Here is a 24,316-nt window from a genome sequence, read left to right on the forward strand (position 1 = left end):
AGCTGCAAGCCACAAGCCACAAGCTTGCAGTGAGCCCGCTTCTCTCTTGCAGCTTGAAGCTTGGAGCCTGTAGCTGCTTTCATACCGAGACCTCTTCAGCTTCAACCTTGCGCTTGCCAAAGCGTCGGCCGAGCCGGTCGAAGTACAGGTAGATCACCGGTGTGGTGAACAGCGTCAGCACCTGGCTTACCAGCAATCCGCCAACCATCACCAGACCCAGCGGTTGACGCAGCTCGGCGCCGGAACCGGTCGCAAGCATCAACGGAACCGCGCCAAACAATGCCGCCAGCGTGGTCATCAGGATCGGCCGGAAGCGCAGCAGCGCTGCCTGATAGATCGCCTGTTCCGGGGCCATGCCCTGGGTGCGCTCGGCATCGAGGGCGAAGTCGATCATCATGATCGCGTTCTTTTTCACGATACCGATCAGCAGAATGATGCCGATGATCGCGATCATCCCCAGATCGTTGCCGCTGAGCAGCAGCGCGAGCAACGCGCCGACCGCCGCCGAAGGCAGCGTCGAAAGAATCGTGATCGGGTGGATATAGCTTTCGTACAGCACGCCGAGCACGATGTACATGGTCACCACCGCGGCCAGAATCAGCAGCAAGGTGCTCGACAGCGACGCCTGGAAGGCTTCGGCCGCACCCTGGAACTGGGTCTGCACGCCGACCGGCATGCCGATCTCCTGCTGCACCTGTTCGATCACGTCGACCGCGTGCCCCAGCGCCACGCCGGGAGCGAGGTTGAAGGACATCATCACCGCCGGGAACTGGCCGATATGGGTAATTGCCAACTGCGCCTGCCGCTCTTCGACATGGGCCAGACTCGACAGCCGCACCTGCGCGTCATCGGTGGTCTTGACGTAGATCTGGTCCAGCGCCTGCGGGCCGATGCGTTCGCCGGCCTGGGCCTGCAGCACCACGCGGTACTGGCTGGCCTGGGTGTAAATGGTCGAGATCTGCCGCTGGCCAAAAGCGTCGTACAACGCATCGGTGATGTTCGACACCGAAACGCCCAGGCGTGAAGCGGCATCGCGGTCGATCACCAGATAGACCTGCAAACCCTTGTCCTGCAAGTCACTGGCAACGTCAGTCAGTTCCGGACGCTGGGCCAATGCCTCGACCAGCCGCCCGCTCCATTGGCTGAGCAGTTCGGCGTCCGGCGAGGACATGCTGAACTGGTACTGCGTGCGGCTGACGCGGTCTTCGATGGTCAGGTCCTGCACGGGCTGCATGAACAGGCGGATACCGACGAGCTTGTCGAGCTTGGGTTGCAGGCGCGCAATCACTTCACTGGCGCTCAGATCACGTTCGCCGTGGGGCTTGAGGTTGATCAGCAAGCGACCGCTGTTGAGGGTGGCGTTATCGCCGTCAACACCGATATATGACGACAGGCTTTGCACCGCGGGGTCTTCGAGGATGACCCGGGCCAGTTCCTGCTGGCGCTCGCCCATCGCGGCAAAGGAGATTGACTGCGGCGCTTCGGAAATCCCCTGGATCACGCCGGTGTCCTGGACCGGGAAGAAGCCCTTGGGCACGACCATGTACAGGAACACCGTCAGCGCCAGTGTGCCGATGGCCACCAGCAAGGTCAGCGGCTGATGCTTGAGCACCCACTGCAACATGCGCCCGTAGCCGGCGATCATCCAGTCGATGAAGGCACCACTGGCCCGATAGAAACGGCCCTGCTCGTGTTCTTGCGGTTCACGTTTGAGCAAGCGTGCGCACATCATTGGCGTCAGGGTCAGCGACACCACCAGTGAAATCAGGATCGCCACCGCCAGGGTAATCGCGAATTCGCGGAACAGGCGCCCGACCACGTCGGCCATGAACAACAGCGGGATCAATACGGCGATCAGCGACAGGGTCAGGGAAATCAGGGTGAAGCCGATCTGTCTGGCGCCCTTGAGCGCGGCCTGCATCGGGCTGTCGCCCTCCTCGATGAAGCGCGAAATGTTTTCGAGCATGACGATCGCGTCGTCGACCACGAAACCGGTGGCAATGGTCAGCGCCATCAGGGTCAGGTTGTTGACCGAGAACCCGGCCAGATACATCACGCCGAACGTGCCGATCAAAGACAGTGGCACGGCCACCGACGGGATGATCGTCGCGCTGAAACGGCGCAGAAACAGGAACGTCACCATCACCACCAGAGCGATGGCGATCAGCAGTTCGTGTTGCACATCGGTGACCGAAGCGCGGATGGTCTGGGTGCGGTCGGTGAGCACCGTCACGTCGAGGCCGGCCGGCAGGTTGTCGGTGATGCTTGGCAGCAATGCCTTGATGCGGTCGACCACCTCGATCACGTTGGCGCCGGGCTGGCGTTGAATGTTCAGCAACACCGCCTGATTCTGGTTGGCCCACGCGGCAAGACGTTCGTTCTCGGCGCCATCGACGATCTCGGCGACGTCCTTGAGCCGCAGCGGCGCGCCGTTCTTGTAGGCAAGAATCAGGTTGGCGTAGTCCTCGGGCGAGGTCAGTTGGTCGTTGGCATCAAGCATCGAGACGCGCGTCGGGCCGTCGAAGTTGCCTTTCGGCTGGTTGACGTTGGAGGCGCTGATCAAGGTGCGCACGTCCGACAGGTTCAGGCTGTTCGCCGCCAAAGCCTCCGGGTTGACCTTGATCCGCACCGCCTGACGCTGGCCGCCGGCAATGCTGACCATGCCGACCCCGCTGATCTGGGCAATCTTCTGCGCCATGCGCGTATCGACCAGATCGTTGAGTTTGGGCAGCAGCATGGTTTTCGAGGTGATCGCCAGTGTCAGCACCGGCGTATCAGCGGGGTTGACCTTGTTGTACACCGGCGGTGCCGGCAAGTCGGTCGGCAGCAGATTGGTCGCCGCGTTGATCGCCGCCTGTACCTGCTGCTCGGCGACATCCATATTGATGTCGAGGCTGAAACGCAGGGTCAGCACCGACGCGCCGCCGGAACTGGTCGAAGCCATTTGCGTCAGGCCGGGCATCTGCCCGAACTGGCGCTCGAGCGGCGCCGTCACTGCGCTGGTCATTACATCCGGGCTGGCGCCGGGATACAGGGTCATGACGCGAATGGTCGGGTAATCAACCTGCGGCAGCGCCGACACCGGCAACAGGCGATAAGCGATCAGACCGGCCAGGACAATGGCCAGCATGCTCAGGGTGGTGGCTACCGGTCGGAGGATGAACAGCCGCGAAATGTTCATGCGCCCTTCTTGGCCTTGTCAGTCACGGCGGCGTCCGGCGCATTGGCGGCGGATTTGCCTTGCAGGTGTTCGGTCGGCGTGGTCGGCACCTCATTACTGTCGTTGACCACTTCGACTTCACTGCCTTCCTTGAGGCGGTCGGTGCCTTCCAGCACTACCCGGTCGCCGGCAGCCAGGCCTTCGGTGACAACGGTGTTCTCGCCATCACTGGCGCCGATCTTCAACTGGCGGATGGTGACTTTCTTGTCGCCGTCCAGCGCATAGACGAAGGTGCCGTTGGTGCCGAACTGAATCGCTGCGGATGGCGCCAGCACCACGCCCTTCAGCGTGTCCGCGAGCAAATGGATATTGACGAACTGATTGGGGAACAGCGCCTGATCGCGGTTATCGTAACGGGCCTTGAATTTCAGGGTGCCGGTGGCGACGTCGATCTGGTTGTCGAGGCTTTGCAGTACGCCGGTGGCCTGCAGTTTGCTGTCGCCGCGATCCCACGCCTCAGCCGACAGTCTGGCGCCGCTGCGATAGCGCGCGAGTACGGTGTCGAGGCTGTTTTCCGGCAAGGTGAAGGCCACACTGATCGGCTGCGTCTGGGTGATCACCGCCAGCGCGGTGGTGTCGTTGGCGGTGACGAGGTTACCGACGTCGACCTGACGCAAGCCGACGCGCCCGGCAATCGGTGCGCGGATCCTGGTGAATTCGAGGTTGAGCTTGGCGTCGTTGACTGCGGCCTGATTGGTCTTGACCGTGCCCAGATACTGGCCGACCAGTGCTTCGGCGGTATCGAGTGTCTGTTTGGCGATGCTGTCTTCTTTATACAAACCGCGATAACGCTCGACGTCGACCTGCGCGTTTTTCAACTGCGCCTGGTTCTGCAGCAAGGTGCCCTCGGCCTGGAGCAAGGCGTTCTGGTACGGACGCGGATCGATCTCGGCCAGGACATCGCCAGCCTTGACCATTTGCCCTTCTTCGAAATTGATCTTCATCAGCTCGCCGCCGACCCGGCTGCGCACGTTGATGGTATTGAGCGCGGTCACGGTGCCCAGCGCCTTGTAATACAGCGGGAAGTCCCCGGTGACCGCCGGCGCCACGCGCACCGGAATCGGCCCGGTGCCGCCGCCGAAGCCCGGCCGCATCATTCCCGAACGCCCGGCGTGCCCGGCCGCAGTCTTGTCCGCGCCCTCCTTGTGGGCGGAACCGGCGGGCCAGAATTTCCAGCACAGGACGGCGATCACCAACAGGACAAGCAGGCTGATCAGCCAGCGACGGGATTTGCGGGAGGACGATTGCATGGAGTGATTAACCATTGGGCGCGTGGGCTTCTATTACGGGAGGCTGAACGATAAGCACTGACTGGATTTAAGCAAAGCAGCTTTACCGGCAATTTACCTTGCACTTACGTTTCAAGGTGTGAGGCAAAACCCTGATACACAAATGAAAACGGCCTGGACAGGGCCAGGCCGTTAACAATTGTAAAAGCCTTACTTGAGAACGGACAGTGCCGCTTCGTAGTTTGGCTCTTCAGCGATTTCCTTGACCAGTTCGCTGTGCAGAACGTTGTCGTTCTCGTCCAGTACGACCACGGCACGGGCGGTCAGGCCTTTCAGCGGGCCGTCAGCGATGGCCACGCCGTAGTTTTCGATGAATTCGGCACCGCGCAGGGTCGACAGGTTCTTGACGTTTTCCAGACCTTCGGCACCGCAGAAACGCGCCTGGGCGAATGGCAGGTCGGCGGAAATGCACAGGACCACGGTGTTGGCCAGTTCGTTGGCCTGAGCGTTGAACTTGCGCACGGAGGTGGCGCAGGTCGGGGTGTCGACGCTTGGGAAGATGTTCAGCACTTTGCGCTTGCCGGCAAAGTCTTTCAGGGTGACGTCAGACAGGTCGCCGGCAACCAGAGAAAAGGCTGGCGCCTTGGAACCGGCTTGTGGCAACTGGCCGTTGACTTGAACCGGATTGCCTTTAAGGGTGACTTGAGCCATGACTTGAGTCCTTCTGATGTTTTTGATTGGAAAGCATGCAAGAGGCGGAAGTTAACCATGAATTGGCCTGGCGAGCTAAACCCTTCGTTGAATTGTTGGGGGTGAGCGCGAGAAATTGTATACAAATCGGCGACCTTATTAATGGGTATTGGGCAATACCTCAAGTCTTGTTGCGCCCCGGCCCCTCACCCCAGCCCTCTCCCCAGGGAGAGGGAGCCGAACTATGTTGAATGCTGAATCTGCGTTTGGCTGGGCTGAAATGTTGAACCGGCTACTTTGATCTGGCCCCCTTCGGCCAATGGATTCGGTGAAAAATCAACAGGTCGCCATAACGTTTCAGTATCCCCCAGTCAGTCCCCTCTCCCTTTGGGAGAGGGCTAGGGTGAGGGGCTTTCGAGCGAACATCCGACCTTCATTCCAGCGATGTAGCTTGAGTCTGCAAACAAAACGCTCAGGTAGACCGACAGGATCATCATCGCCAGTATCTTTTTCACCACCCATTGTCGATTCACGTCCCGCCCATTCGACTAAACAGCGAATCCCCCGACAATCCACGGAGTCACCACCATGCGTTTCATGATTCTTGTCAAAGCCAGCGCCGATTCGGAAGCCGGTGTCATGCCCAGCGAAGAACTGCTAACCGCCATGGGCAATTTCAACGAAGAACTGGCGCAGGCCGGCGTTCTGGTCAGCGCCGATGGGCTGCATCCGAGCAACAAGGGCGCACGGGTCAGATTTTCCGGGGACAAGCGCAGCGTAATCGACGGCCCGTTCATCGAAACCAAAGAGCTGATCGCCGGCTACTGGGTCTGGGAAGTCAAATCGAAGGAAGAAGCCATCGAGTGGGTCAAGCGCTGCCCCAATCCAATGCCTGGGACCGAGGCCGAAATCGAGATCCGCCAGATATTTACCGCGGAAGACTTCGGCGCCGAGTTCACGCCCGAGGCGCGAGCGCAGGAAGAGCACATTCGCGAACATGCCAAGAAAAACGGCTAAACGGAATATCACATCCAGGAGCTGCCGAAAGCTGCGATCTTTTGATCTGGAAAAGCAAAGTCAAAAGATCACAGCCTTGCTTCACTCGAAAGCTGCAAATTCATCAGTCGGGCATAGAGCGGATTATGTCGGCGAGATCATCCTTGGTTATTCCATTGGCCTTTATAGCAGCGGCGACATCCGCTTTGGAAAGCGGGAAACGTTTGAAAATTTCCTTCAAGGCTTCCTCATTAACATTGGCCAACCAGAGCGGGTCGATAAATGAACCGCCATACTCAGGTTTCATGGGTACGTCTTCGTGTGCAATTGCACCTTTATGGTTGAGATACACTACATAACGGTCATGCCCTTCAGGAAAACTTTTATCATGATAAAGCGTAGTACCCAAAGGCAGGACATAGTAGTTCTCGTCGCCATTTGGCCCTTCAATCAGCAACGGTTCTTTAGTTTTGATCATTTTCATATTGTGCCCCTTCGCAATATCGCCAAAAATCAGAAAAGCCAAAAAAATCGCATTGACGGATAAAACTGTCACCAGCCATACGCCAAGTCGCCTATTTGTAAACATTTTTCTTATCATATGGGGCCTCGGTATTCGCTTCGAGCATGGCTTGTAAATCCGCCGGCATGAAAATCCCGTCCTTCGGACTACTTTGCGTACGCGCAGCCTGTCTCTCGATGAAAGAGAGACCTCGCATCTCATTAAATTTCGCCGGGTTCTGCACAATTGATTTACCCGAAACCTTTGCTCCCGCAATGGTCACGGTTGTGCAGTTATTCGTAGTCGGATGATAGTTGGATGGCAACACATACCGTGCTGATGACGCAGTCTTTTTTCGCTGTTCTGTTTGCTGGGCGACAATATTGTCGAAATGAGCGATCACAGCCTCAGCTTTTGCATTCTCCAGAAAATAAACAAAACCTGTTGTTGTACGTCCCAAACTGTTTTCACCAGAGATATAAGCTTTGAAGGATGTCCAGACGTTCAGCACGCCTTCGCCCTCGCTATCGAACGTGCCCCAGGTTTTTCCATAGCGTCCAAAGTCATAAGTAATGTCTTTGCTACCGACCACCACATGTAAAGCCGCGTGCCCGAAAGGATGCTCTTCTTTATCGCGGGTGTAGGGACCACCCACCAGCACTTCCATATACGCACCGGACACCACCACCTGATTGGTTTTTGTGGTTTTCCCTGATGTGCCGGTATTTTTTGCTGCCTGGGTTGTGCTGGTAACTTTAGTAGACTGAACCATTAAAGATGTTCCGTATCTTCAAGTTTCGGAAATTTTATGCTGCAACTCCCCCTGGGAATATTTGCAACATGCACAAAACCATTTCCATCGAGGACGCCAGTCATCAAGGTTCCATCGGGAAGCGTCAATTCATACGCCTCGTTAGCGACAGGTTCATCTCTTTCGCTAAGTAACTGAAACTCGACAAAAGTCTTTTCTCTCAGAAACTCCGAGAAGAAGCTGGTGGGAGCACTACCAGAATCACCGACGAAGGTGTCGGGTGATCCAGCAGTAATCGTCGCTCCACATGCCGTTTGGGAACCAACATGGGCAACGTCTTTTCCCAACCCAAAAACATGGGGAGCGCCCGTTGTTATGGGATTGCTACCGTGAACTGGGCAGGAATAGATATCTCCTACCAAAGCTACGGGAGTAGAGTTAACAAAGATAGGGCTTGATCCAGTGGTGATATTTCCACCGTGACTCCCCGGATCTCCGAGCCTTGCGACTGGCTTTCCTGCCATCGTTTCTCTCCATTGAATATCACGACTTGCGGATATTAACCGATCTTGTTGTGAAAACAGGGTATCCATAGGGCCTCCGGACTGGATAAAAAACTCGCCCGGGTTGAGTCTTTTTTGGTTGGTCGTTGACCGTTCCAACGCGCGGTAAAGGAATGTCACAGGAGAGTTCCGCTTTCCAATCCGCGGATTTTACGCAGATCGTCAAGGGCTGCAGTCCTTTGCTGCGCGTGGGAAGGATCAAGATCGATCAGTCCTTCAGTTCGACGTGATCAAGCGCTTGATTTACCGCTAACTCGCCTAGCATGACGACCTGTGCGATGCCCAGTGCGGTCTTGCGCTGAGAGGTTTCCAGCGAGGCGGCGAAGTTGATGAGCATTTCGCTGGCAGAGCCGAGGGTTTCACTAGCGTTGGCGAGCAGAGATTCGGTGTTGTACCTGGGGTTGGCGAGGTACATGGGTTCCGGCTCGTTGGCGCTGCACATAATGCGGGCGGCAGGATTGAGGTAGTAGTCGAGGGCGCGGTCGGCGGCTTCGTGGAGTTTTTTACTGTCGACTGACGTGCAGGGGGATGTGGTGTCGGCGTCTGATTCTGGCGGATTGGGTGTTGGCTTTTTCATGGTGGTACTCCACTGGAAAGTTGGAGCTGCCCCATTCGGTTTCCGGACGAAGAGGTGGCAGCTGTACGCAGGTTGGAAACCCGGGCAGCGGCGACCCGGTCGACCCGAAGGTCTCCCGCGCACAGCCGCCATAACGGAGTGCACACATTCGAAGTGCGCAAGGATACGTTATGAAAGGCGTGTACGCGCCACTAATACTCGTCGGGGTTTCCAGTCCCGGTCGCTGAATTGGCAGCGACGAACACAGGCTAGAGATCCGACGTCCGACGGACAACCTGAAAACGTTGTGGGAACGTTCCGCAAATTCGAAATAACTTTAAACATCTCGAATTGAAATACGCATAGGTAGGAGCCGCCGAAGGTTTGAGCCACGATCAGACGATCTTTTAATTTTGCTTCTGAAAAACAAGATCAAAAGATCGTAGCCTCGTTTCACTAGATAGCTCCTGCTCCTATTCGCGAGCAGGCGAAAAAGACCTGACAAGCTCGCTATGTGCGTTGTCCCCCCGATACGCCAAGGAATTAATTCCTTCGACTGGCTAACCCCCGATTTGCTGCTAGTTTCAGAAGGACTTGTCCTACAGGCTTGATAAAGAACGGGAAGACGCAGGGTGGCGAAACAGCACCCAGTTGTCCTGAACGCACCATGGAATCGGGAAATGATCTGCAGTCGAGCCGGGATTACTGATTTTCAGCGCGGGCGGGACGGCGCAGCGTGTCCGATGCTCAAGCCGTTGGTGATGCGCCCGTTGCTGGCGCTGTGCATGTACGGCAGCCCTGCACTGTACGCCGCTGAGGGCGGCGTCGGCCGGCCGATCACCGGCCAGCAGGTGTTTGCCAACGCCGGGATCGTCCCGCCCGAACCGGGCTGGATCATGTCGCTGACCAGCATCTGGTACGACGGTTCGCTCAAGGGCAGCAAGGGCGCGCCGATTTCCGGTGCGGTCAGCGGCGGGCTCGACATGAAGGTCTCCTACACCATGGGTAACTTCACCCACGTCTGGGACACCGGCCCGGGCCGCTGGAATTACGCCTCGGCGCTTGGCGTACCGGTGCAATACACCGACATCAAGGCCAGCGTCACCGGACCGCGAGGGCGCACCCTCGGCAACAGTGATTCAGGGACGCAGTTCGCCGATGCGCTGATCACCCCGATTGCCGCCGGATACCACTTCGATGAGCGCAATCACCTGTCCTTCTCGCTGCCGATCTACGTGCCCACCGGTGCCTACAACAAGGACCGCCTGGCTAACGCAGGACAGAACACCTACACGCTCATGCCGACCGTCGCGTTCACCCATCTGGATGGCAAGGGTGGCGAGTTCAGTCTGATGAGTGCCTTCGAGCGCTACAGCGAAAACCACGCCACTGACTATCGCAACGGCAATATCTTTCGCCTCGACGCACTGTGGACCCACGGTTTCGGCAACGGCTGGAACGCTGGTATCGCCGCCGGCTACATCCAGCAATTGACCGACGACAAGGGCCAGACCGCCGATGCCTTCAACGGCTACCGCGGTCGCGCAGTCGGCGCCGGGCCGGTGCTCGGCTGGGCCGGCAAGTTCGCCGATGCCCAGGCCAACGTCAGTGCGCGCTGGGTACCGGAGTTCGACAGCAAAAACCGCCCCGAAGGCAATGGCTTCAGCGTCAACCTGACCCTGGCATTTTTCTAGACTCGGCCACAAAGGATTGTCCTCATGACCGCGCTCAGCGACCTCAACGCCCTGCAAGCCAGCATCGCCGAAGCGGTGCTCGGTCAGGATCAAGTGATCCGGCAGATCCTGCTCGGCCTCTTGGCCAACGGCCATTTGCTGCTGGAAAGCCTGCCGGGGCTGGCCAAGACCCGTACGGTCAAAGCCCTGGCCAAACACCTCGACGCGAAAATGAGCCGCATCCAGTTCACCCCGGACCTGTTGCCCTCGGACATCACCGGTGCCGAGGTGCTGCATCAGGTCGAGGGCAAAAACGAAATCCGTTTTCAACCCGGCCCGCTGTTCGGCAACCTGATTCTCGCCGACGAAATCAACCGCGCTCCGGCCAAGGTCCAGGCAGCGTTGCTCGAAGCCATGGAGGAGCGCCAGATCACCGTGGCCGGCAACAGCCATGCGCTGCCGGAGTTGTTCATCGTCGTGGCGACGCAAAACCCGATCGAGCAGGAAGGCACCTACCCGCTGCCGGAAGCGCAGATGGACCGTTTTCTGATGAAGGTGCTGCTCGATTATCCAAGCGCCGAAAACGAAAGTCAGGTGCTGCGTCTGTTGCGTAACGAAGAATTCGCCCAAGGCGCAAGCACCGCGCCGGCCAAGGGCTTCAACCTCGCTCAGGAGGTGATTTTCGCGGCGCGCAAGGAAGTCAGCGCCGTGCACGTCTCGCCGGCCATCGACAGCTACCTGATCGACCTGATCAACGCGACCCGCTATCCCGCCGATTACGACGAAGACCTGGCGCGCTGGATCGCCATTGGCGCCAGCCCGCGCGGCGGTATCGGTCTGGACCGTTGTGCGCGCGCCGATGCGTGGTTGCAGGGGCAGGATTTCGTTTCCCCGGACAACGTCCGCGCGGTGGTGCATCCGGTGCTGCGGCATCGCCTGCAACTGAGTTACGACGCAGTCGCCGACGGCGTCAGTGCCGATCAGGTGCTCGATCGCATTCTCGATAAAGTCGCGATTCCGGCATGAACACCGACGGACTGGTCTACGTGTCTCTGGCGCAATTGATGGCGCTGGAGTTCAAGGCCCGTGACCTGAGCTTTCTCGCCCGCCAGCCACGCGGCAGCATTCTTGCCGGCAACCATGCCTCGCGGCTGCGCGGGCGCGGTTTGAACTTCGATGAGCTGCGCCGCTATCAGCCCGGCGATGACTTGCGCCACCTCGACTGGCGCGCGTCCTTGCGCACCGGCAAACCGGTAGTGCGTACCACCCATGACCCTCGACATGGCGAAAATTAGCGCACGTATCCAGCAGGACAGCGTACGCAGCACGTTGCAGGATGTCGGCATCGGCTCCGCCGCCGCCCTGCTCGCCACCTGGGTCACCGACCGCACCGGGCTCGAACGCTTCGCCGCCGACGCCCCCGCCGTGACCGACGATCAACCCCGCATCGAATACGCACCGTGGGTGCGCAGCCAGGAAATCACCCGCGTGCTGCCGGCCTTGCTTGACCTGTACCAACCGCCGCCACTGGTGAACGCCGATGGCGGATTCACCGAACGCCTGCAAGCGCACCGCCAGCGCCTGATGCAATTTTATCGGGCGAGCCTGCATGCCTATGACGGTGATCGCGACGCCTGGGCGCGGGATATTCGCGAAGTCATGCAGGGGGATGGCTCGAACCCGTATTTTCGCTGGTTTGTCGGGCAGTGATGTGGCGCCTGTTGGGGCGCTATCGCCAGCAGGCTGGCTCCCACAGGTTTTGCGGTGGAGGCAAGGCTTGGGGCTACACAAAATTCGCTTTGGGAGCCAGCCTGCTGGCGGTCGCGGTGGTTCCGGCTAAAGCTTGAAATAGTCGAAATCCAAAGCCCCTCACCCTAGCCCTCTCCCGGAGGGAGAGGGGACTGACTGTGGTGTTTGGAAGAGTTACGCCGACTTGAGATACCGAGTCGAATGCAAGTCTCGAAGCCAACCAAAATCGGCTCCCTCTCCCTCGGGAGAGGGCTGGGCGGGCGGCGTTCCGATGAGGGGCGAATCCACCGAAGATCTCAAACCATGCGGCGCTTCTAACCACTCAACAATGAGCGTTAGCTCGAGTGCTCTTGATCTTGCCTAACCAGCGACGTCGGAAGGCTGAGTGGAGGGATTGATCCGGGCGTGGGAGCGTAGCGACCGTCTGGCGCAGCCAGACACAGCGGAAGGAGGTGCAGCGAAGCAAACCGTAGCCGCTGCGCCCGGAGCGATCCCGGAGCGAAGGAACCCGAGCCTGCGAGGGCCGAACGCAGGAGCAAGCGTTTTTTGCTCACTTTTTTTGGCGCTTGTAAAAAAGTGAGTCGCCGTCAGGCGAAACCGCCAGCCGCAGCACCCGAAGCAACGGATATGTCCCCAATCAAAAAACTCAGCGCCTGACAGAAAGCCATCGCCAGCAGGCTGGCTCCCACAGTTTCAACCGGGTAAGCCATTGAATATCAGGCCCCCAGCCCCACCAGATAATCCCAAGGATAAATCCCCCGCTGATGCCCATCACTGAACACCAACTGCACCCCATACCCTTGACCGTTCACCTCAATCAGACGCACCCGATCATCGACCAACGGCGTAACCCCCCGCAGCCGAAACGCACGACATTGCGAACACGGACACTGCCGCCGCAGTTGAGCATGCCCCAACACCGACTCACGCCCATCCGGCCAGCTCAGACGCAACGTCCGCGTGCTCTGCGAATTGACCACCGCCAAAGGACTCATTGCAACTGACTCAAGGCAATGCGCACCGCCTTGCGCACTTCCGGATCGCCGTCATCCTGCGCCGCCTGCAAAGCCGCCACAGCGCCACGATCATTCAGCTCACCCAAGGCCAGCGCCGCCTCCTTGCGCAGGTTGCTGATGCGATGACCGAGCGTATCGATCAACGCCTCCAGCGCCGGCACAAAACGCAAACGACCCAGGCTGCGAGTGGCGCGCAGACGCACTTGCCAATAGTCATCGCTCAACGCCTCGACCAGCGCCGGGCCGGCGTCGCCATGGCCGACCTTGCCCAACGTCGTCGCCGCTTCTTCGCGCACCTGCCACGCAATGTCGCGCAAGGCCTGACGCAGAGCTGGCAACACCTCGGCACTGGAGGCCAACCCCAGCGCACCTGTCGCCGCACGGCGCACTTCGGTGTCCGGGTCATCGCTGGCCAAACGCGCCAACGCCGGCAGCGCGTCGAGTTGCTTGAGCCAACCCAGCACGCCGACCGCTTCGCGGCGCACATTGGCGTCGGCATCGTTCAGCGCGGCGACGGCAGCGGGCGCCGCATCGGCAAAACGCAACTCACGTAAAGCGCGAAACGCAGCGATGCGCACGTTGACGTCGGCATGATCAGTCCACGGCCGAATCACCCGCCCCGCCGCTTCAGACTTGAGCAAGCTCAGGCTTTGTGCGGCAGCCGCCTGCACGGCCAGCGATGGATCGGTCAGCGCCTCACACAAGGCCTGCACGACCGGCTCATCCTCCCAGGCCTCGAGCAACCGCGCAGCTTCGGCGCGGACTTCTTCGGCAGGATCGTGGCCAAGTCGATCGACCAGCCAGAGCAAGCCGTCGGGTTCTTCAAGATCCGCCAGCTCGATCAGGGCGATGCGCCGCACACCAGGGTCATCAGCGGTCAGGCGCGGTTGCAGGGCAAGGATTTCATCGATATCGGTCACAGCAAAAATAGAGGTCATAGGGCAAATCGCGGCAAAGGGTTTTCAGGAGGCAAGCCGAGCGGGTTGAGGCGCGGCAGCGGTCGGTCGGTGTCGTGGCGCAGCAGGTCGAGGCAATGGCGTTTGAGGCGCGCGAATTCGGCGCTGGTGACCAGTTCGCTGGTGCGTGGACGCGGGAAATCCAGACGCAGGTCTTCGATGATCCGCCCCGGACGTGCGCTCATCACCAGCAAGCGGTCGGCGAGAAACAGCGCTTCGTCGATGTCGTGGGTGACGAACACGACGGTGGTACGGATGCGCGTCCAGATATCCAGCAGCAGTTCCTGCATGTTCAGGCGGGTCAGCGCATCCAGCGCGCCGAACGGCTCGTCCATCAGCAACAGCCGTGGACGATTGACCAGCACCCGAGCAATTTCCACCCGTTGCTGCATGCCGCCAGACAGCTGATCGGGCCAGCGCTCGGCAAATCCGTCGAGGCCCACCAGTTTGAGAATGTCAGCGGCCGCGCGATGCCGCTCGACCTTGCCGATACCGCGCATCTTCAAGCCGAAGGCAACGTTGTCGCGCACCGTGCGCCATGGAAACAGCGTGTGATGCTGGAACACCATGCCGCGCTGCGGCGACGGCCCGGACACCGCCGCGCCGTCGACTTTCAGGCTGCCAGTACTGGCCTTCAAATGCCCGGCCAAGGCCCCGAGCAACGTCGATTTGCCGCAACCGGACGGGCCGAGAATGCACACGAACTGGCCGGGTTCGATCTGGCAATCGAGATCCTGCACCGCTTCGAAAGCATCGCGACCTTCGCCGAGCACGATCGACAACTGGCAAATGTCGATCCGCCCTTCCGGGGTTTGCATTACGCTCATCAGGCTTTTCCTCGCGGTCGATGCCAAGGCGTGAACACGCCGCCCAGACGTTTGATCAGCCAACTGCTGCCCATGCCCAGCACACCGATCAGCAGCATGCCGACGACAATGTCGGCGTAATTCTGAATGGTGTAGGACTCCCACGTGTAGTAGCCGATGCCGAACTGGCCGGAGATCATTTCCGCCGTGACCAGACAGAACCACGACGTGCCCACGCCGATGGCCAGGCCAGTGATGATGCTCGGTGCCGCGCCGGGCAGAATCACTTCGAGCAGAATCGCCCGGCGTCCTGCCCCGAGGCTTTTCGCCGAAGCGATCAGCCGCGGGTCGACGCCCTCGACGCCGTGCACGGTGTTGAGCAGAATCGGAAACAGTGCGCCGGTGAAGGTGATGAAGACCATCGACAGTTCCGAGGACGGAAACATCAGGATCGCCAGCGGAATCCACGCCACGGCGGGAATCGGGCGCAGGACTTCCAGGGGCGGCAAAAGCACGTCTTCGGCCCATTTCGAGCGGCCGATGGCCAGGCCCAGGGCGATGCCGATGACCAGCGCGGCGAGGTAACCGGCAAACACGCGGCCGAGGCTGGCGGTCAGGTGCTGCCAGAGTTTGCCGGAGTCACCGAGGCCCAAAGCGGCTTCGATCACGGCCAATGGCGTGGGCACGTTGGCGAACGTGACCAGGCCGAGGTTCCAATGGTGGCTGGCGGCGAGTTGCCAGAAGAGCAGGCAGAGCAGCAGCGAAGCGGCTCTTGGAACCCAGCGTAAACAGGATCGGTACACAATAATTCCTCTCAACACAAATCCCTGTAGGAGTGAGCCTGCTCGCGATAGCGGTATGTCAGGCGATGATATTTTGGGTGTGCCACCGCTATCGCGAGCAGGCTCACTCCTACAGGGGAAACGGTGCTCCGAAGTTAGCGCGCAGCAACGACTTGCGCCGTGGCATCGCTGAAATCGAACACCTTGCCCCCCTGCACCGAAGCAAACGCCTGCGCCTGCCCTTTCAGCAGAAACGCACTCAACCGCCCCTTCGCATCACTGGCAAACCACGCCTGCTCGGCCAACAACTTGATCCCGCTGTCGTTCGCCTGCGCATACACCGCACGAATGTTTTTGCCCTCCTGCTTCAACGCGGCCAACGCGCTGAACGCCGATTCAGCCGAGGCATAACGGCGCACCTTGTCTTCGCCGCGCACCCAGATTTCCGCGACATGGCTGACGTCGGTGATCGCTTTGCCCGTTGCGGCATCCACCCCCGTCAATGGCGTTCGCGCGTAATCGGCCAGTTGCGCGGTGTAATCCAGATTCGACGCCTTGAACGCCGCACGAATGTATTGATCGTCGATGAAGCTGTTGAGATCGAGCCCACGATCGGCCTTCTTCAGTAGCTTCAACGTGTCGATGGCGGTACCTACCGCTTGGCGATATTCAGGTTTCCAGCTCAGGTCGCGGGTTTGCACGCCAAGCGGGCCGTGGAACAGGTAGGCGACCTCGGCATCGATGCCGGTGACCTTGGCGATCAGTTCGCTGTATTTCTCAGGCTCTGCAGCGAGCAGTCGATTGGCTTCGATACTCGCCTGCAGATACGCGATAACGATTTCGGGATATTTCTTCGCATAGGCCTGATCGACCAGCGCACCGTGGAATGTCGGCGCGTTGGCTTGAGAACCGTCATAAATCTTGCGAGCGAAACCGCGGCTGGGGAACAGTTCGGCGAACGGCACGAAATCGGCGTGGGCGTGGATCTTGCCAGCCTGCAACGCCGAGCCGGCGACTTCCGGTGGCTGGGCGATGATGTTGACGTCCTTGAGCGGATCCCAGCCCTGCGCCGCTACCGCACGCAACAACATGCCGTGGGCTGTGGAGGCGAACGGCACGGAAATGGTCTTGCCCTTGAGCTCGGCCAGCGACTGCACCGTGGACGCGCTCGGCACGACGATGCCGTTGCCGCTGCCCTTGATGCTGCCCGACAGCACACTGATGAACAGGCTGTGCTTGCCCGCGGTTTCAAACGCCACGCCGTTGAACGCACCGGGGAAATCGGCCATGGCGCCGAAGTCGAGCTTGCCGGCGACCATCTCGTTGGTCAGCGGTGCGCCGCTGGTGAAGTTCTTCCACTGCACCTCATATCTGGCGTCTTTGTAGGCGCCGTCGTGGGGCAGGTATTTATCGAGCAGACCCAGTTCACGAATCAACAAACCGCCAGCGGCGCAGTTGATGGTGGTGTCCTGGGTGCCGATGGCGATGCGGATGGTTTCGGCCGACGCCGACACGGTGAACGAAGCCAGTAGCAGACCGGCAATTGCTGCACGCAACATGGGTGTTTCCCCTCGAATCGTTTATTGGATGTTCGTCTCCGCCGCGATCAGGGCGCGGTGGGAAACGAGGGGTGTTGCTGGATTCAGCGTCCGGTGTTTCCGGATGGCTTTGGGTTGCCACAAATCCCTTGTAGGAGTGAGCCTGCTCGCGATAGCGGTGTGTCAGGCAACACATCAACACCTGAGCCACCGCTATCGCGAGCAGGCTCACTCCTACAGGGGTTGTGTTCAACGCAGGAGATAGGGGATCTCGACCTTGACAGCCCCGGTCGGGCAATCCTTCTCGCACGGCATGCAGTACCAGCATTCATCGAACGCCATGTAGGCTTTTTGCGTCGCCGGGTTGATCGCCAGCAAGTCCATCGGGCACACGTCGACACACACGGTGCAGCCCTTTTCGGCGATGCATTTGTCCTCGTCCACGGTGACGGGAGCGTTGGAGCGGAAGAAGATTTCCTGAGCTTGATAGGCCATGGTTCGGGCTCTCTTGTTTAGTCGTGCATCAAGCGGCGAAGGCGCCTACGCGCAAGCGGTCGTAGGCCTGCAGTTCTTCGGCATCGAGCGGGATGATGTAAGGTTCGACGGCTTTTTTGAAACTGGTCATCTGGCCGTCCTCGCCCTTCTTCAGGTGGCAATGGCAGAACCACTCGCTGTCGTCGCGTTGCGGGTGATCGACGCGGTAGTGATACAAGCCCCAGCGGCTTTCGGCGCGGAACAACGAGGCGCGAGCAGCCATTTCGGCGCAGTCGCGAATCACGCTGGTTTCCATCGCGCGCATCAGTTCATGCGCGTTGTTGGCTTTCATCTGCTCCAGATCGCGTTCGATGTCGCTGAAGCGTTGCAGGCCGATCTGCATCTTCTTCGTCACTTTCGGTGGTTGCAGGTAGTCGTTGACGAAGCGCCGCAGCTTGTATTCAACCTGCGCTGGCGGCAGGCCGTGTTCGCGATCCAGTGGCGCGTAGACCCGAGCCTTTTCCTTGGCGATCTGCTCGGCATCCAGCGCCGTAAATTCGCGGCCGGCGACAAACTCCGCCGCGTTATGCCCGGCGAACCAGCCGTAAGTGAAGGCACCAAGCATGTAATTGTGCGGCACGGCGGCCATATCACCCGCCGAGTACAGGCCTTTCACCGAGGTTTCTGCGCGTTCGTTGACCCACACGCCAGACGCCGAGTGACCGCTGCAAAAGCCGATTTCGGAAATGTGCATCTCGACCATGTGCGTGCGGTAGTCGGTGCCGCGATTGGCGTGAAACTGGCCGCGACTCGGGCGCTCGTTGCTGTGCAGGATCTCCTCGATGTTCTGGATGGTTTCCTCGGCCAGATGATCGAGTTTGAGGAACACCGGGCCATTGCCGCTCTCCAGCTCCTGGTGAAACTCCCACATCATCTGCCCGCTCCAGTAATCGCACTCGATGAAGCGCTCGCCCTTGTTGTTGGCGGTGTAGCCGCCCAGGGGACCGGTGACGTAGGCGCAGGCCGGGCCGTTGTAATCCTTGATCAGCGGGTTGATCTGGAAGCACTCGAGGTTGGCCAGTTCGGCGCCGGCGTGATAGGCCATCGCGTAGCCGTCGCCGGCATTGGTCGGGTTCTCATACGTGCCCATCAGGTAGCCCGACGACGGCAGACCGAGGCGCCCCGCCGCACCGCACGCGAGGATCACCGCTTTGGCCTTGATCACATGGAAATCGGCGGTGCGGCAATCAAAACCCATCACGCCATTGACGGCGCCCTCCTCGTCGGTCAGCAAACGCGTGCAGACCAGGCGATTGGTAATGCTCACCCGCGCGCGCTTCAACTGCCGATACAGGACTTTCTTGATGTCGTGCCCTTCCGGCATCGGCAGCACGTAGGCGCCCATGTGGTGGACCTTTTTCACCGCGTAATCGCCGGTTTCGTCCTTCTCGAATTTCACGCCCCAGCGGTCGAGCTGTGAGAGGGTTTCGAAACTGTGCGTTGCATAGGCGTAAACCGCTGCCTGATTGACGATGCCGTCGTTGGCGATAGTGATTTCCTTGGTGTACTGCTCCGGCGTCGAATGGCCAGGAATGATCGCGTTGTTCAAGCCGTCCATGCCCATGCTGATTGCGCCACTGCGTTTGACATTGGCCTTGTCGACCAGCAGAACGCGCAAGTCGCGGTTCTGCTCTTTCGCCTTGATCGCCGCCATCGGCCCGGCCGTACCGCCGCCAATCACGACAATGTCGTATTCCTGTTCGAGCACGTTGCGGGTCATGCCTGCTCCCCTTTTTGCCGATCGATGCGCAGGCGGTACTGGAAGGCATCGCCACGGTAGTAAAGGTGTTCAAAGTCCAGCGGCTGGCCTTGGGCATCGTGGGTCAGACGCTCAATGCGCATGATCGGCGAACCGGCCTCGACGTTGAGCGCCTGGGTCAGGTCGCTGTCGGCGAGCACCGCGTCGATGGCCAGATCGGCGTGGCCGAGGGCGATGCCGCAGTCGTTTTCGAGGATCAGGAAAATGTCGCGGGTGACCAGATCAGCCTTCTCCAGACGCTCGCCCAGCGCTTTGGGCAGGTAGGTGATTTCCAGCGAGATCGGCTCGCGGTTGATCAGGCGCACGCGTTTGATCTGCGCGACGATTTCGCCTTCCGCTACCTGCAAACGCTCGGCGACACGCTTGTCTGCGGCAATGAATCTGAAACTGCGCAGGCGGTTGATCACCTCGTAACCGCGGCCGGTCATCGACTCGGCGAGGCCTTGCAGGCTGCTGACGTTCTGGAAGGTTTTCGGCTTGGCGACGAAGGTGCCTTTGCCATGGATCTTGAAGATCAGCCCTTCCTTTTGCAGATCGCCGAGCGCCTGACGCACGGTGATGCGGCTGACTTTGAACAGCGCACCGAGTTCGCTTTCGGAGGGCATCTGGCTGTCTTGCGGGTATTCACCGTCGAGAATCCGCGCGCGCAGCACATCGCGCAGTTGGGTGTGCAGCGGGACGCTGCCAAGGGAGAGAACGTTATCGGTCATCTTCGGATCACTTGTCATAACGAGTTATGGCGTGATCTTAGGGTTGTTATGACAAGTCAGGGAAATATTGTTTGGGCATAACCTTAGACGCTCACACGGTCGCTCTTGTAGGAGTGAGCCTGCTCGCGATAGCGGTGTGTCAGTCATTGATGTGTTGTCTGACACACCGCTATCGCGAGCAGGCTCACTCCTACAGGGAATCGCGGTACAGCACGCGATCAGCCGATGCGCAAGGCGCGCAGGTCGAGGTGGCCGTTCTGGAGTGGCGGGCACCAGTAGTAGCCGCCGGTGATTGGCCGGCTGATGCGATACAAGCCGTCGGTGACGCCGTCTTCCAGGCCGCTCATGCGTCGCAGTTGCGCTTCGAAGGCATCCAGCGAGAAGCCGAACGCGAGGAACATCAAACCGGCGCGATCGCCTTCGATCCACGGCATCGAGCGGCGCACGACGAAGGCTTCCGGGGCAAAGCTTTCCTGCGCGGTGCGTTTGACGTGGGCCGAAACCGGCGCGTCGTCGATTTCTTCGTTGTCGCTCAGGCGCCGGCCCATGATGTTGTCTTTGTCTTCGGCGGACAGTTGGTGAAAGCCCTTGAGGTCGTGCTGCCACTGCTGGATGGCGGCGAAACTGGCACCGACGTGGCCGTCAGCGCCCTGGCTCAGCAGCGCGGCAGCGATGGCGGCGTCATCGTGTGGGTTTTCCGTGCCGTCTTCATAGCCGGTCAGGTCGTGGCCGTCCTTGTGGCGAAAGGCTTCCTGACGATCGACGAGGCGCAAGGCCGGTGCGAGTGCGGCTTCGAGGGCGTTGGAGCGATTGAGCAATTCGCCACGGTCGGCGCCGTGTAACCAGACCCACAACGCATGTTGAGTGGAAGGGTTTTCAACACCAACGCCGGCCAGCGCCGGGAAGCTGCGCAGCCCGTCGATCTGCACGTTGAGCACCTTGGCCAGCGGTTCACCGAAACCCACCACCGCCGACGCGCCATCTACCTGATTGAGCAGGTTGTCGAGCGCCTGCGGCAGCGCTTCCACCGACTCGAGGGCGAAGAACAGGTGACGCGCTTGCGCAGGAACTGGGGTGGCGAGAATGCCCGGCTGGTAGTAACTCATGTGAACTCCTTGAAAAAGTGCGCGGAGTTTACCTGCGGGCGGTGGATTTGTGGGGGTTTGGTGAATGTGTAGAACACCGAGGACCCTCACCCCAGCCCTCCCCCAGAGGCAGAGGGAACTGATTGGGGGATGTCCGAGGGCTTCGTCGAATTGAACGTCCTGCTGTGAGTCCATTCGACGCGGTTTCTCAGGTCGATGCAGGACTCAAGACGCCTCGGTCGGCTCCCTCTCCCTCTGGGAGAGGGCTGGGGTGAGGGTTGGCCTCGTTGCGCCAGGCACTCGGGCTCAGTCCGGTCCAGCGTTTGAAGGCGCGGCGAAAACTGCGCACGTCGCTGTAGCCGACTTCTTCGGTGATGCGCTCGATCGGCATGTGCGGATTCGCCAGCAGGCTCAATGTGCGCGCCTGGCGCACTTGCTCCAGCAAGGCCTCGAACGTCAGCCCGTGATCGGTCAGGCGCCGGCGCAAGGTGCGGCTGCTCATGTTCAAGTCGCCGGCAATCTTTTCGATATGGCTGCCACGACTCAAGTCCCGAGCGATCGCCCGCTCCACCGCCTGAATCAAATCGAGCTTCTGATGCACCTGCGCCGCCTCCAGCTCCAGCAACGCCACGGCCTGCCGCAACGCCAGTAAATGATGATTGGGCAGGTTCACGTCCAGCCATTGCACGTCGATCAGCATGCGATTGTGCAGACAACCAAAGCGCACGTCCGGCCCGAGCAAGCGCTGATATTCGCTGCGATAGTCCGGTGCGGCATGCACGAATTCCACGGCGACCGCCTTGAATTCAGCCCCCACCAGCGCGCGCCCGTACACCAGCAGACTGGCGAAAAATTCCTCGACCGCGAACACCTGCACATCTGCAAATGGCAGGCGACATTCGGCATCGAGCCACACCTGATCGCCCACCACATCGACACTCGACACGACAATCCCGCCCGAGGTGTGCTGATGGCGAATGCCAAGCGCGAACGCATCGCGCAAGGTCTTGCATAGCGACAACACATGGCCGAGCAAGCCCAGCGTACCCAACACATTCTGCGCACCGACCCACAACCCCAGGCCCTGATTGGGCAGCACCTTGAGCGCACGTTGAATCATCGCCACGGCCTGACGATAGGAGATCCGCTGCGCCGGATCCTGCAGATCTTCGAGGTTGAAACCCAGCCCGCGACACAGGCTCTGCGGATCGACACCGTTGATCTGCACCACGTCGGCGAGAGTCTGCAACAGGAATGGCGAGACCATCGCTATTTCAAAAGTGGGGTCTTGGACTTTTACGTTCATGGGGGCTGACATTCCGGATCACGCTTGATTGTTATTTTTGTAACCGGTTATGTCGAACGAAGTTAGCACAGGGTTGGCCGAGTGTCCGCAGAAGTCCCCCTGACTGTCCGCCAATACCCTGCCCTGACGGGCGCCAAGCGCTTATTTCTAGCGTACCCGACACCCCGCGTGCCGGCGTTGCGCTCCAACACAATAATAATGAGGACCGCCATGCACCCGAACCGCGCGACATTCCCCCTGCGCCTGGCCCTTTGCTTGCTGTGCTGCGCCAACGCAGCGGCCTTGGCGACCGAGGCCGGCGTCGACAATATCGGCCCCGGCACCGATGGTTTCTTCATGCTGCCGACCGACGTCGACAGCCTTCCCGACCACATGGTCGCGTTCAACCTCTACTACAACCATTACAAGTCACGGAAGCTCAACATCAGCTCGCTGGGCGGCAAGGTGCCGGATGTCGAGATCGAATCGACCGCGGTGATTCCGCGCCTCGATTATCTGAGCCCCGTGCGGGTGTTCGGCGGACGCCTGGCGGGGTACATCGCCCAGCCGTGGCTGAAGCAGGAAGTCTCGGTGTTCGGCCTGCGTGACACCCGCGAAGGCATGGGCGATACCACCGTCGCGCCGATCATCCTGTGGGACATGGGCAAGAACCTGACCCTCGCTGCTGCGTTGGAAATCACCGTCCCCACCGGCGAATACAGCGTCGATCGGCTGGCCAACACCAGCAACAATTTCTACACCTACAAACCGTTGTTTTCCTTCACCTGGCTGCCGACCGACAAGACTGAAGTCTCGATGAAGACCACCTACAGCTTCAACGAGAAGAACAAGGACACCGACTACAAGTCAGGACAGATCTTCCACTTCGATTATTCAGCCAGCTACAAGCTGACCGACGACCTGATGCTCGGTATCAACGGCTACTACCTGAAACAGACCACCGACGACAAACAGTTCGGCCATACCGTGCAGTTCGCCGGGCAGGACGTCGATGACGGCGTACGTGGGCAGGTCTTCGCCATCGGCCCGGCGCTGCATTTCACCTTCCTCAAATACGCCAGCGCCGAGATCCGCTGGGCCAGGGAGCTTGATGTGGAAAACCGGCCGGAGGGGGAAATGTTGTGGGCGAAGATCAGTATTCCGTATGCCTTCTAAATGCATTTGTAGGAAAGCGCACCTGAATTTGTAGCCTGAAAACCTGAAAAACGCATTGTTGGAATACGCCTACAGCGACGGTCCAGATTGCCGGACAATAGGGGGGAAACGTCTGGCAGATTTAGAGGGGTTGCTTGCAGATACTGGGCTCCGTTATCCCATGGTTCATCACGGGCACATGGGGTGCATCGTCAAGCCAGTGACGACAATGAGCCATTCCACTTAGACTGCTTGAAATTGATCACGGAGGTCATATGAGCCTATTGCTTTCCCCGTTTTATTCTGAGTTCGATTCCGAAGAAGAGGCAGAGAGCTACGATCGCTGGTTTTGTGCCAAGGTCCAGGCTGCGCTGGATGATCCTCGCCCAGGCATTCCCCACGAGGACGCCATGGTGCGGCTCGACCAATTATTAGAAGAGAAACGCAAGAATCGACGCACTGCCGCTTGAATGGAGCGATCAAGCTCTGGACGATCTGGCTGACATTATCGATTACGTTGAACAACACAATTCCAACGCTTCAGTTGCTCTGCAACACAAGGTGGGTGCAGCAACGCAAAGGCTTTCATCAATACCCTATGGCTACAGATCCGGTCGAGTACCAGGTACCCGGGAAATGGTGGTCAATTCAAACTATCTGCTGGTCTATCGGGTAAACGGCCGCATCAGAATCCTGACGCTGGTTCACACCCGACAACAATACCCGCGAAACTCATAGAATAAAAAAAGGGCGACCCACCG

Annotated in this window: 23 protein-coding genes and 2 pseudogenes; 8 read left to right on the plus strand and 17 right to left on the minus strand. The window is 59.6% G+C overall.

The annotated features are described in order from the left end of the window. Positions 1 to 79 precede the first annotated feature (79 nt). The 3 genes from BLU52_RS13015 to tpx all read right to left on the minus strand — a co-directional run bounded on the left by BLU52_RS13015 (position 80) and on the right by tpx (position 5,160). Complete coding sequence (locus BLU52_RS13015; protein ID WP_090283761.1) at positions 80 to 3,181, minus strand: MdtB/MuxB family multidrug efflux RND transporter permease subunit; 3,102 nt, start codon at positions 3,179 to 3,181, stop codon at positions 80 to 82. Then, positions 3,178 to 4,485, minus strand: a complete 1,308-nt coding sequence (locus BLU52_RS13020) for an MdtA/MuxA family multidrug efflux RND transporter periplasmic adaptor subunit (protein ID WP_090283763.1) — start codon at positions 4,483 to 4,485, stop codon at positions 3,178 to 3,180. The genes BLU52_RS13015 and BLU52_RS13020 overlap by 4 nt, the downstream gene beginning before the upstream one ends. Before the next feature lie 174 nt (positions 4,486 to 4,659). Then, entirely contained in the window at positions 4,660 to 5,160 is a 501-nt protein-coding gene (gene tpx / locus BLU52_RS13025; RefSeq protein ID WP_090283764.1) for a thiol peroxidase, read from the minus strand. 567 nt (positions 5,161 to 5,727) lie between these two features. Here tpx and BLU52_RS13030 point away from each other — a divergent pair. Next, positions 5,728 to 6,156 (plus strand): YciI family protein, encoded by a 429-nt coding sequence (locus tag BLU52_RS13030; RefSeq protein WP_090283766.1) that lies wholly within the window; start codon positions 5,728 to 5,730, stop codon positions 6,154 to 6,156. Between the two features lie 103 nt (positions 6,157 to 6,259). Here BLU52_RS13030 and BLU52_RS13035 read toward each other — a convergent pair whose 3' ends face one another. From BLU52_RS13035 to BLU52_RS13050, 4 genes are all read right to left on the minus strand, one after another. Continuing rightward, positions 6,260 to 6,691 (minus strand): hypothetical protein, encoded by a 432-nt coding sequence (locus BLU52_RS13035; RefSeq protein ID WP_231988029.1) that lies wholly within the window; start codon positions 6,689 to 6,691, stop codon positions 6,260 to 6,262. A gap of 19 nt (positions 6,692 to 6,710) precedes the next feature. Continuing rightward, entirely contained in the window at positions 6,711 to 7,409 is a 699-nt protein-coding gene (locus BLU52_RS13040; RefSeq protein WP_090283770.1) for a hypothetical protein, read from the minus strand. Further along, positions 7,409 to 7,981 carry a PAAR domain-containing protein gene (locus tag BLU52_RS13045; protein WP_231988030.1) on the minus strand — a complete coding sequence of 191 codons (573 nt, stop codon included), beginning with the start codon at positions 7,979 to 7,981 and terminating at the stop codon, positions 7,409 to 7,411. The genes BLU52_RS13040 and BLU52_RS13045 overlap by 1 nt, the downstream gene beginning before the upstream one ends. A gap of 178 nt (positions 7,982 to 8,159) precedes the next feature. Further along, positions 8,160 to 8,528, minus strand: a complete 369-nt coding sequence (locus tag BLU52_RS13050; protein ID WP_090283774.1) for a DUF6124 family protein — start codon at positions 8,526 to 8,528, stop codon at positions 8,160 to 8,162. A gap of 722 nt (positions 8,529 to 9,250) precedes the next feature. On the opposite strand from BLU52_RS13050, the gene BLU52_RS13055 reads away from it, so the two are divergent. The 4 genes and pseudogenes from BLU52_RS13055 to BLU52_RS13070 all read left to right on the plus strand — a co-directional run. Beyond that, the gene (locus tag BLU52_RS13055; RefSeq protein ID WP_090288544.1) at positions 9,251 to 10,201 is read left to right on the plus strand and encodes a SphA family protein; all 951 of its coding nucleotides are present in this window, start codon (positions 9,251 to 9,253) and stop codon (positions 10,199 to 10,201) included. A 24-nt stretch (positions 10,202 to 10,225) separates the two neighbouring features. Then, positions 10,226 to 11,206 (plus strand): AAA family ATPase, encoded by a 981-nt coding sequence (locus tag BLU52_RS13060; RefSeq protein WP_090283776.1) that lies wholly within the window; start codon positions 10,226 to 10,228, stop codon positions 11,204 to 11,206. Beyond that, positions 11,203 to 11,460 (plus strand): annotated as a pseudogene (locus tag BLU52_RS13065) (DUF58 domain-containing protein); the annotation flags it as partial. The gene BLU52_RS13060 and the pseudogene BLU52_RS13065, both read left to right, overlap by 4 nt. Then, positions 11,447 to 11,890: pseudogene (locus tag BLU52_RS13070) on the plus strand (spermidine synthase); the annotation flags it as partial. The pseudogenes BLU52_RS13065 and BLU52_RS13070, both read left to right, overlap by 14 nt. A 755-nt stretch (positions 11,891 to 12,645) precedes the next feature. Here the strand turns inward: BLU52_RS13070 and BLU52_RS13075 are convergent. From BLU52_RS13075 to BLU52_RS13120, 10 genes are all read right to left on the minus strand, one after another. Beyond that, complete coding sequence (locus BLU52_RS13075) at positions 12,646 to 12,924, minus strand: DUF971 domain-containing protein (protein WP_090283778.1); 279 nt, start codon at positions 12,922 to 12,924, stop codon at positions 12,646 to 12,648. Continuing rightward, positions 12,921 to 13,883 (minus strand): HEAT repeat domain-containing protein, encoded by a 963-nt coding sequence (locus BLU52_RS13080; RefSeq protein ID WP_090283781.1) that lies wholly within the window; start codon positions 13,881 to 13,883, stop codon positions 12,921 to 12,923. Before BLU52_RS13080 ends, BLU52_RS13075 begins: the two co-directional genes overlap by 4 nt. Then, a complete protein-coding gene (locus tag BLU52_RS13085) occupies positions 13,880 to 14,728 on the minus strand; it encodes an ABC transporter ATP-binding protein (protein WP_090283783.1) in 849 nt (282 codons plus the stop codon). Before BLU52_RS13085 ends, BLU52_RS13080 begins: the two co-directional genes overlap by 4 nt. Then, positions 14,728 to 15,510 carry an ABC transporter permease gene (locus tag BLU52_RS13090; protein ID WP_090283784.1) on the minus strand — a complete coding sequence of 261 codons (783 nt, stop codon included), beginning with the start codon at positions 15,508 to 15,510 and terminating at the stop codon, positions 14,728 to 14,730. Before BLU52_RS13090 ends, BLU52_RS13085 begins: the two co-directional genes overlap by 1 nt. Positions 15,511 to 15,644: 134 nt before the next feature. Continuing rightward, a complete protein-coding gene (locus BLU52_RS13095; protein ID WP_090283786.1) occupies positions 15,645 to 17,048 on the minus strand; it encodes an ABC transporter substrate-binding protein in 1,404 nt (467 codons plus the stop codon). A 228-nt stretch (positions 17,049 to 17,276) separates the two neighbouring features. Then, positions 17,277 to 17,522: a 4Fe-4S dicluster domain-containing protein gene (locus BLU52_RS13100; protein ID WP_007959413.1), complete on the minus strand. Its 246-nt coding sequence runs from the start codon at positions 17,520 to 17,522 to the stop codon at positions 17,277 to 17,279. Positions 17,523 to 17,550: 28 nt separating this feature from the next. Beyond that, positions 17,551 to 19,281, minus strand: coding sequence for a fumarate reductase/succinate dehydrogenase flavoprotein subunit (locus tag BLU52_RS13105; protein WP_090283788.1), 1,731 nt, complete (start codon positions 19,279 to 19,281; stop codon positions 17,551 to 17,553). After that, complete coding sequence (locus tag BLU52_RS13110; protein WP_090283790.1) at positions 19,278 to 20,030, minus strand: GntR family transcriptional regulator; 753 nt, start codon at positions 20,028 to 20,030, stop codon at positions 19,278 to 19,280. Before BLU52_RS13110 ends, BLU52_RS13105 begins: the two co-directional genes overlap by 4 nt. Positions 20,031 to 20,248: 218 nt before the next feature. Continuing rightward, on the minus strand, positions 20,249 to 21,136 hold the full coding sequence (locus BLU52_RS13115) for a Dyp-type peroxidase (protein WP_090283792.1): 888 nt from the start codon (positions 21,134 to 21,136) through the stop codon (positions 20,249 to 20,251). A 187-nt stretch (positions 21,137 to 21,323) separates the two neighbouring features. Then, the gene (locus BLU52_RS13120; RefSeq protein ID WP_090283794.1) at positions 21,324 to 22,421 is read right to left on the minus strand and encodes an AraC family transcriptional regulator; all 1,098 of its coding nucleotides are present in this window, start codon (positions 22,419 to 22,421) and stop codon (positions 21,324 to 21,326) included. Positions 22,422 to 22,631: 210 nt separating this feature from the next. On the opposite strand from BLU52_RS13120, the gene BLU52_RS13125 reads away from it, so the two are divergent. From BLU52_RS13125 to BLU52_RS13135, 3 genes are all read left to right on the plus strand, one after another. Beyond that, a complete protein-coding gene (locus tag BLU52_RS13125; RefSeq protein ID WP_090283796.1) occupies positions 22,632 to 23,576 on the plus strand; it encodes a SphA family protein in 945 nt (314 codons plus the stop codon). A gap of 254 nt (positions 23,577 to 23,830) precedes the next feature. Then, positions 23,831 to 24,025 carry a type II toxin-antitoxin system RelB family antitoxin gene (gene relB, locus BLU52_RS13130; protein ID WP_090283798.1) on the plus strand — a complete coding sequence of 65 codons (195 nt, stop codon included), beginning with the start codon at positions 23,831 to 23,833 and terminating at the stop codon, positions 24,023 to 24,025. Between the two features lie 37 nt (positions 24,026 to 24,062). After that, positions 24,063 to 24,293 (plus strand): type II toxin-antitoxin system RelE/ParE family toxin, encoded by a 231-nt coding sequence (locus BLU52_RS13135; RefSeq protein WP_231988040.1) that lies wholly within the window; start codon positions 24,063 to 24,065, stop codon positions 24,291 to 24,293. Positions 24,294 to 24,316: the final 23 nt, after the last annotated feature.

This window comes from Pseudomonas granadensis, assembly GCF_900105485.1.
Classification (GTDB): domain Bacteria; phylum Pseudomonadota; class Gammaproteobacteria; order Pseudomonadales; family Pseudomonadaceae; genus Aquipseudomonas; species Aquipseudomonas granadensis.

Coding starts and splice junctions, on each gene's coding strand:
- BLU52_RS13015 (WP_090283761.1), bottom strand. CDS start 3,181: ATGAACATTTCGCGGCTGTTCATCCTCCGACCGGTAGCCACCACCCTG.
- BLU52_RS13020 (WP_090283763.1), bottom strand. CDS start 4,485: ATGGTTAATCACTCCATGCAATCGTCCTCCCGCAAATCCCGTCGCTGG.
- tpx (WP_090283764.1), bottom strand. CDS start 5,160: ATGGCTCAAGTCACCCTTAAAGGCAATCCGGTTCAAGTCAACGGCCAG.
- BLU52_RS13030 (WP_090283766.1), top strand. CDS start 5,728: ATGCGTTTCATGATTCTTGTCAAAGCCAGCGCCGATTCGGAAGCCGGT.
- BLU52_RS13040 (WP_090283770.1), bottom strand. CDS start 7,409: ATGGTTCAGTCTACTAAAGTTACCAGCACAACCCAGGCAGCAAAAAAT.
- BLU52_RS13045 (WP_231988030.1), bottom strand. CDS start 7,981: ATGGATACCCTGTTTTCACAACAAGATCGGTTAATATCCGCAAGTCGT.
- BLU52_RS13050 (WP_090283774.1), bottom strand. CDS start 8,528: ATGAAAAAGCCAACACCCAATCCGCCAGAATCAGACGCCGACACCACA.
- BLU52_RS13055 (WP_090288544.1), top strand. CDS start 9,251: ATGCTCAAGCCGTTGGTGATGCGCCCGTTGCTGGCGCTGTGCATGTAC.
- BLU52_RS13060 (WP_090283776.1), top strand. CDS start 10,226: ATGACCGCGCTCAGCGACCTCAACGCCCTGCAAGCCAGCATCGCCGAA.
- BLU52_RS13075 (WP_090283778.1), bottom strand. CDS start 12,924: ATGAGTCCTTTGGCGGTGGTCAATTCGCAGAGCACGCGGACGTTGCGT.
- BLU52_RS13080 (WP_090283781.1), bottom strand. CDS start 13,883: ATGACCTCTATTTTTGCTGTGACCGATATCGATGAAATCCTTGCCCTG.
- BLU52_RS13085 (WP_090283783.1), bottom strand. CDS start 14,728: ATGAGCGTAATGCAAACCCCGGAAGGGCGGATCGACATTTGCCAGTTG.
- BLU52_RS13095 (WP_090283786.1), bottom strand. CDS start 17,048: ATGTTGCGTGCAGCAATTGCCGGTCTGCTACTGGCTTCGTTCACCGTG.
- BLU52_RS13100 (WP_007959413.1), bottom strand. CDS start 17,522: ATGGCCTATCAAGCTCAGGAAATCTTCTTCCGCTCCAACGCTCCCGTC.
- BLU52_RS13105 (WP_090283788.1), bottom strand. CDS start 19,281: ATGACCCGCAACGTGCTCGAACAGGAATACGACATTGTCGTGATTGGC.
- BLU52_RS13110 (WP_090283790.1), bottom strand. CDS start 20,030: ATGACCGATAACGTTCTCTCCCTTGGCAGCGTCCCGCTGCACACCCAA.
- BLU52_RS13115 (WP_090283792.1), bottom strand. CDS start 21,136: ATGAGTTACTACCAGCCGGGCATTCTCGCCACCCCAGTTCCTGCGCAA.
- BLU52_RS13120 (WP_090283794.1), bottom strand. CDS start 22,421: ATGAACGTAAAAGTCCAAGACCCCACTTTTGAAATAGCGATGGTCTCG.
- BLU52_RS13125 (WP_090283796.1), top strand. CDS start 22,632: ATGCACCCGAACCGCGCGACATTCCCCCTGCGCCTGGCCCTTTGCTTG.
- relB (WP_090283798.1), top strand. CDS start 23,831: ATGAGCCTATTGCTTTCCCCGTTTTATTCTGAGTTCGATTCCGAAGAA.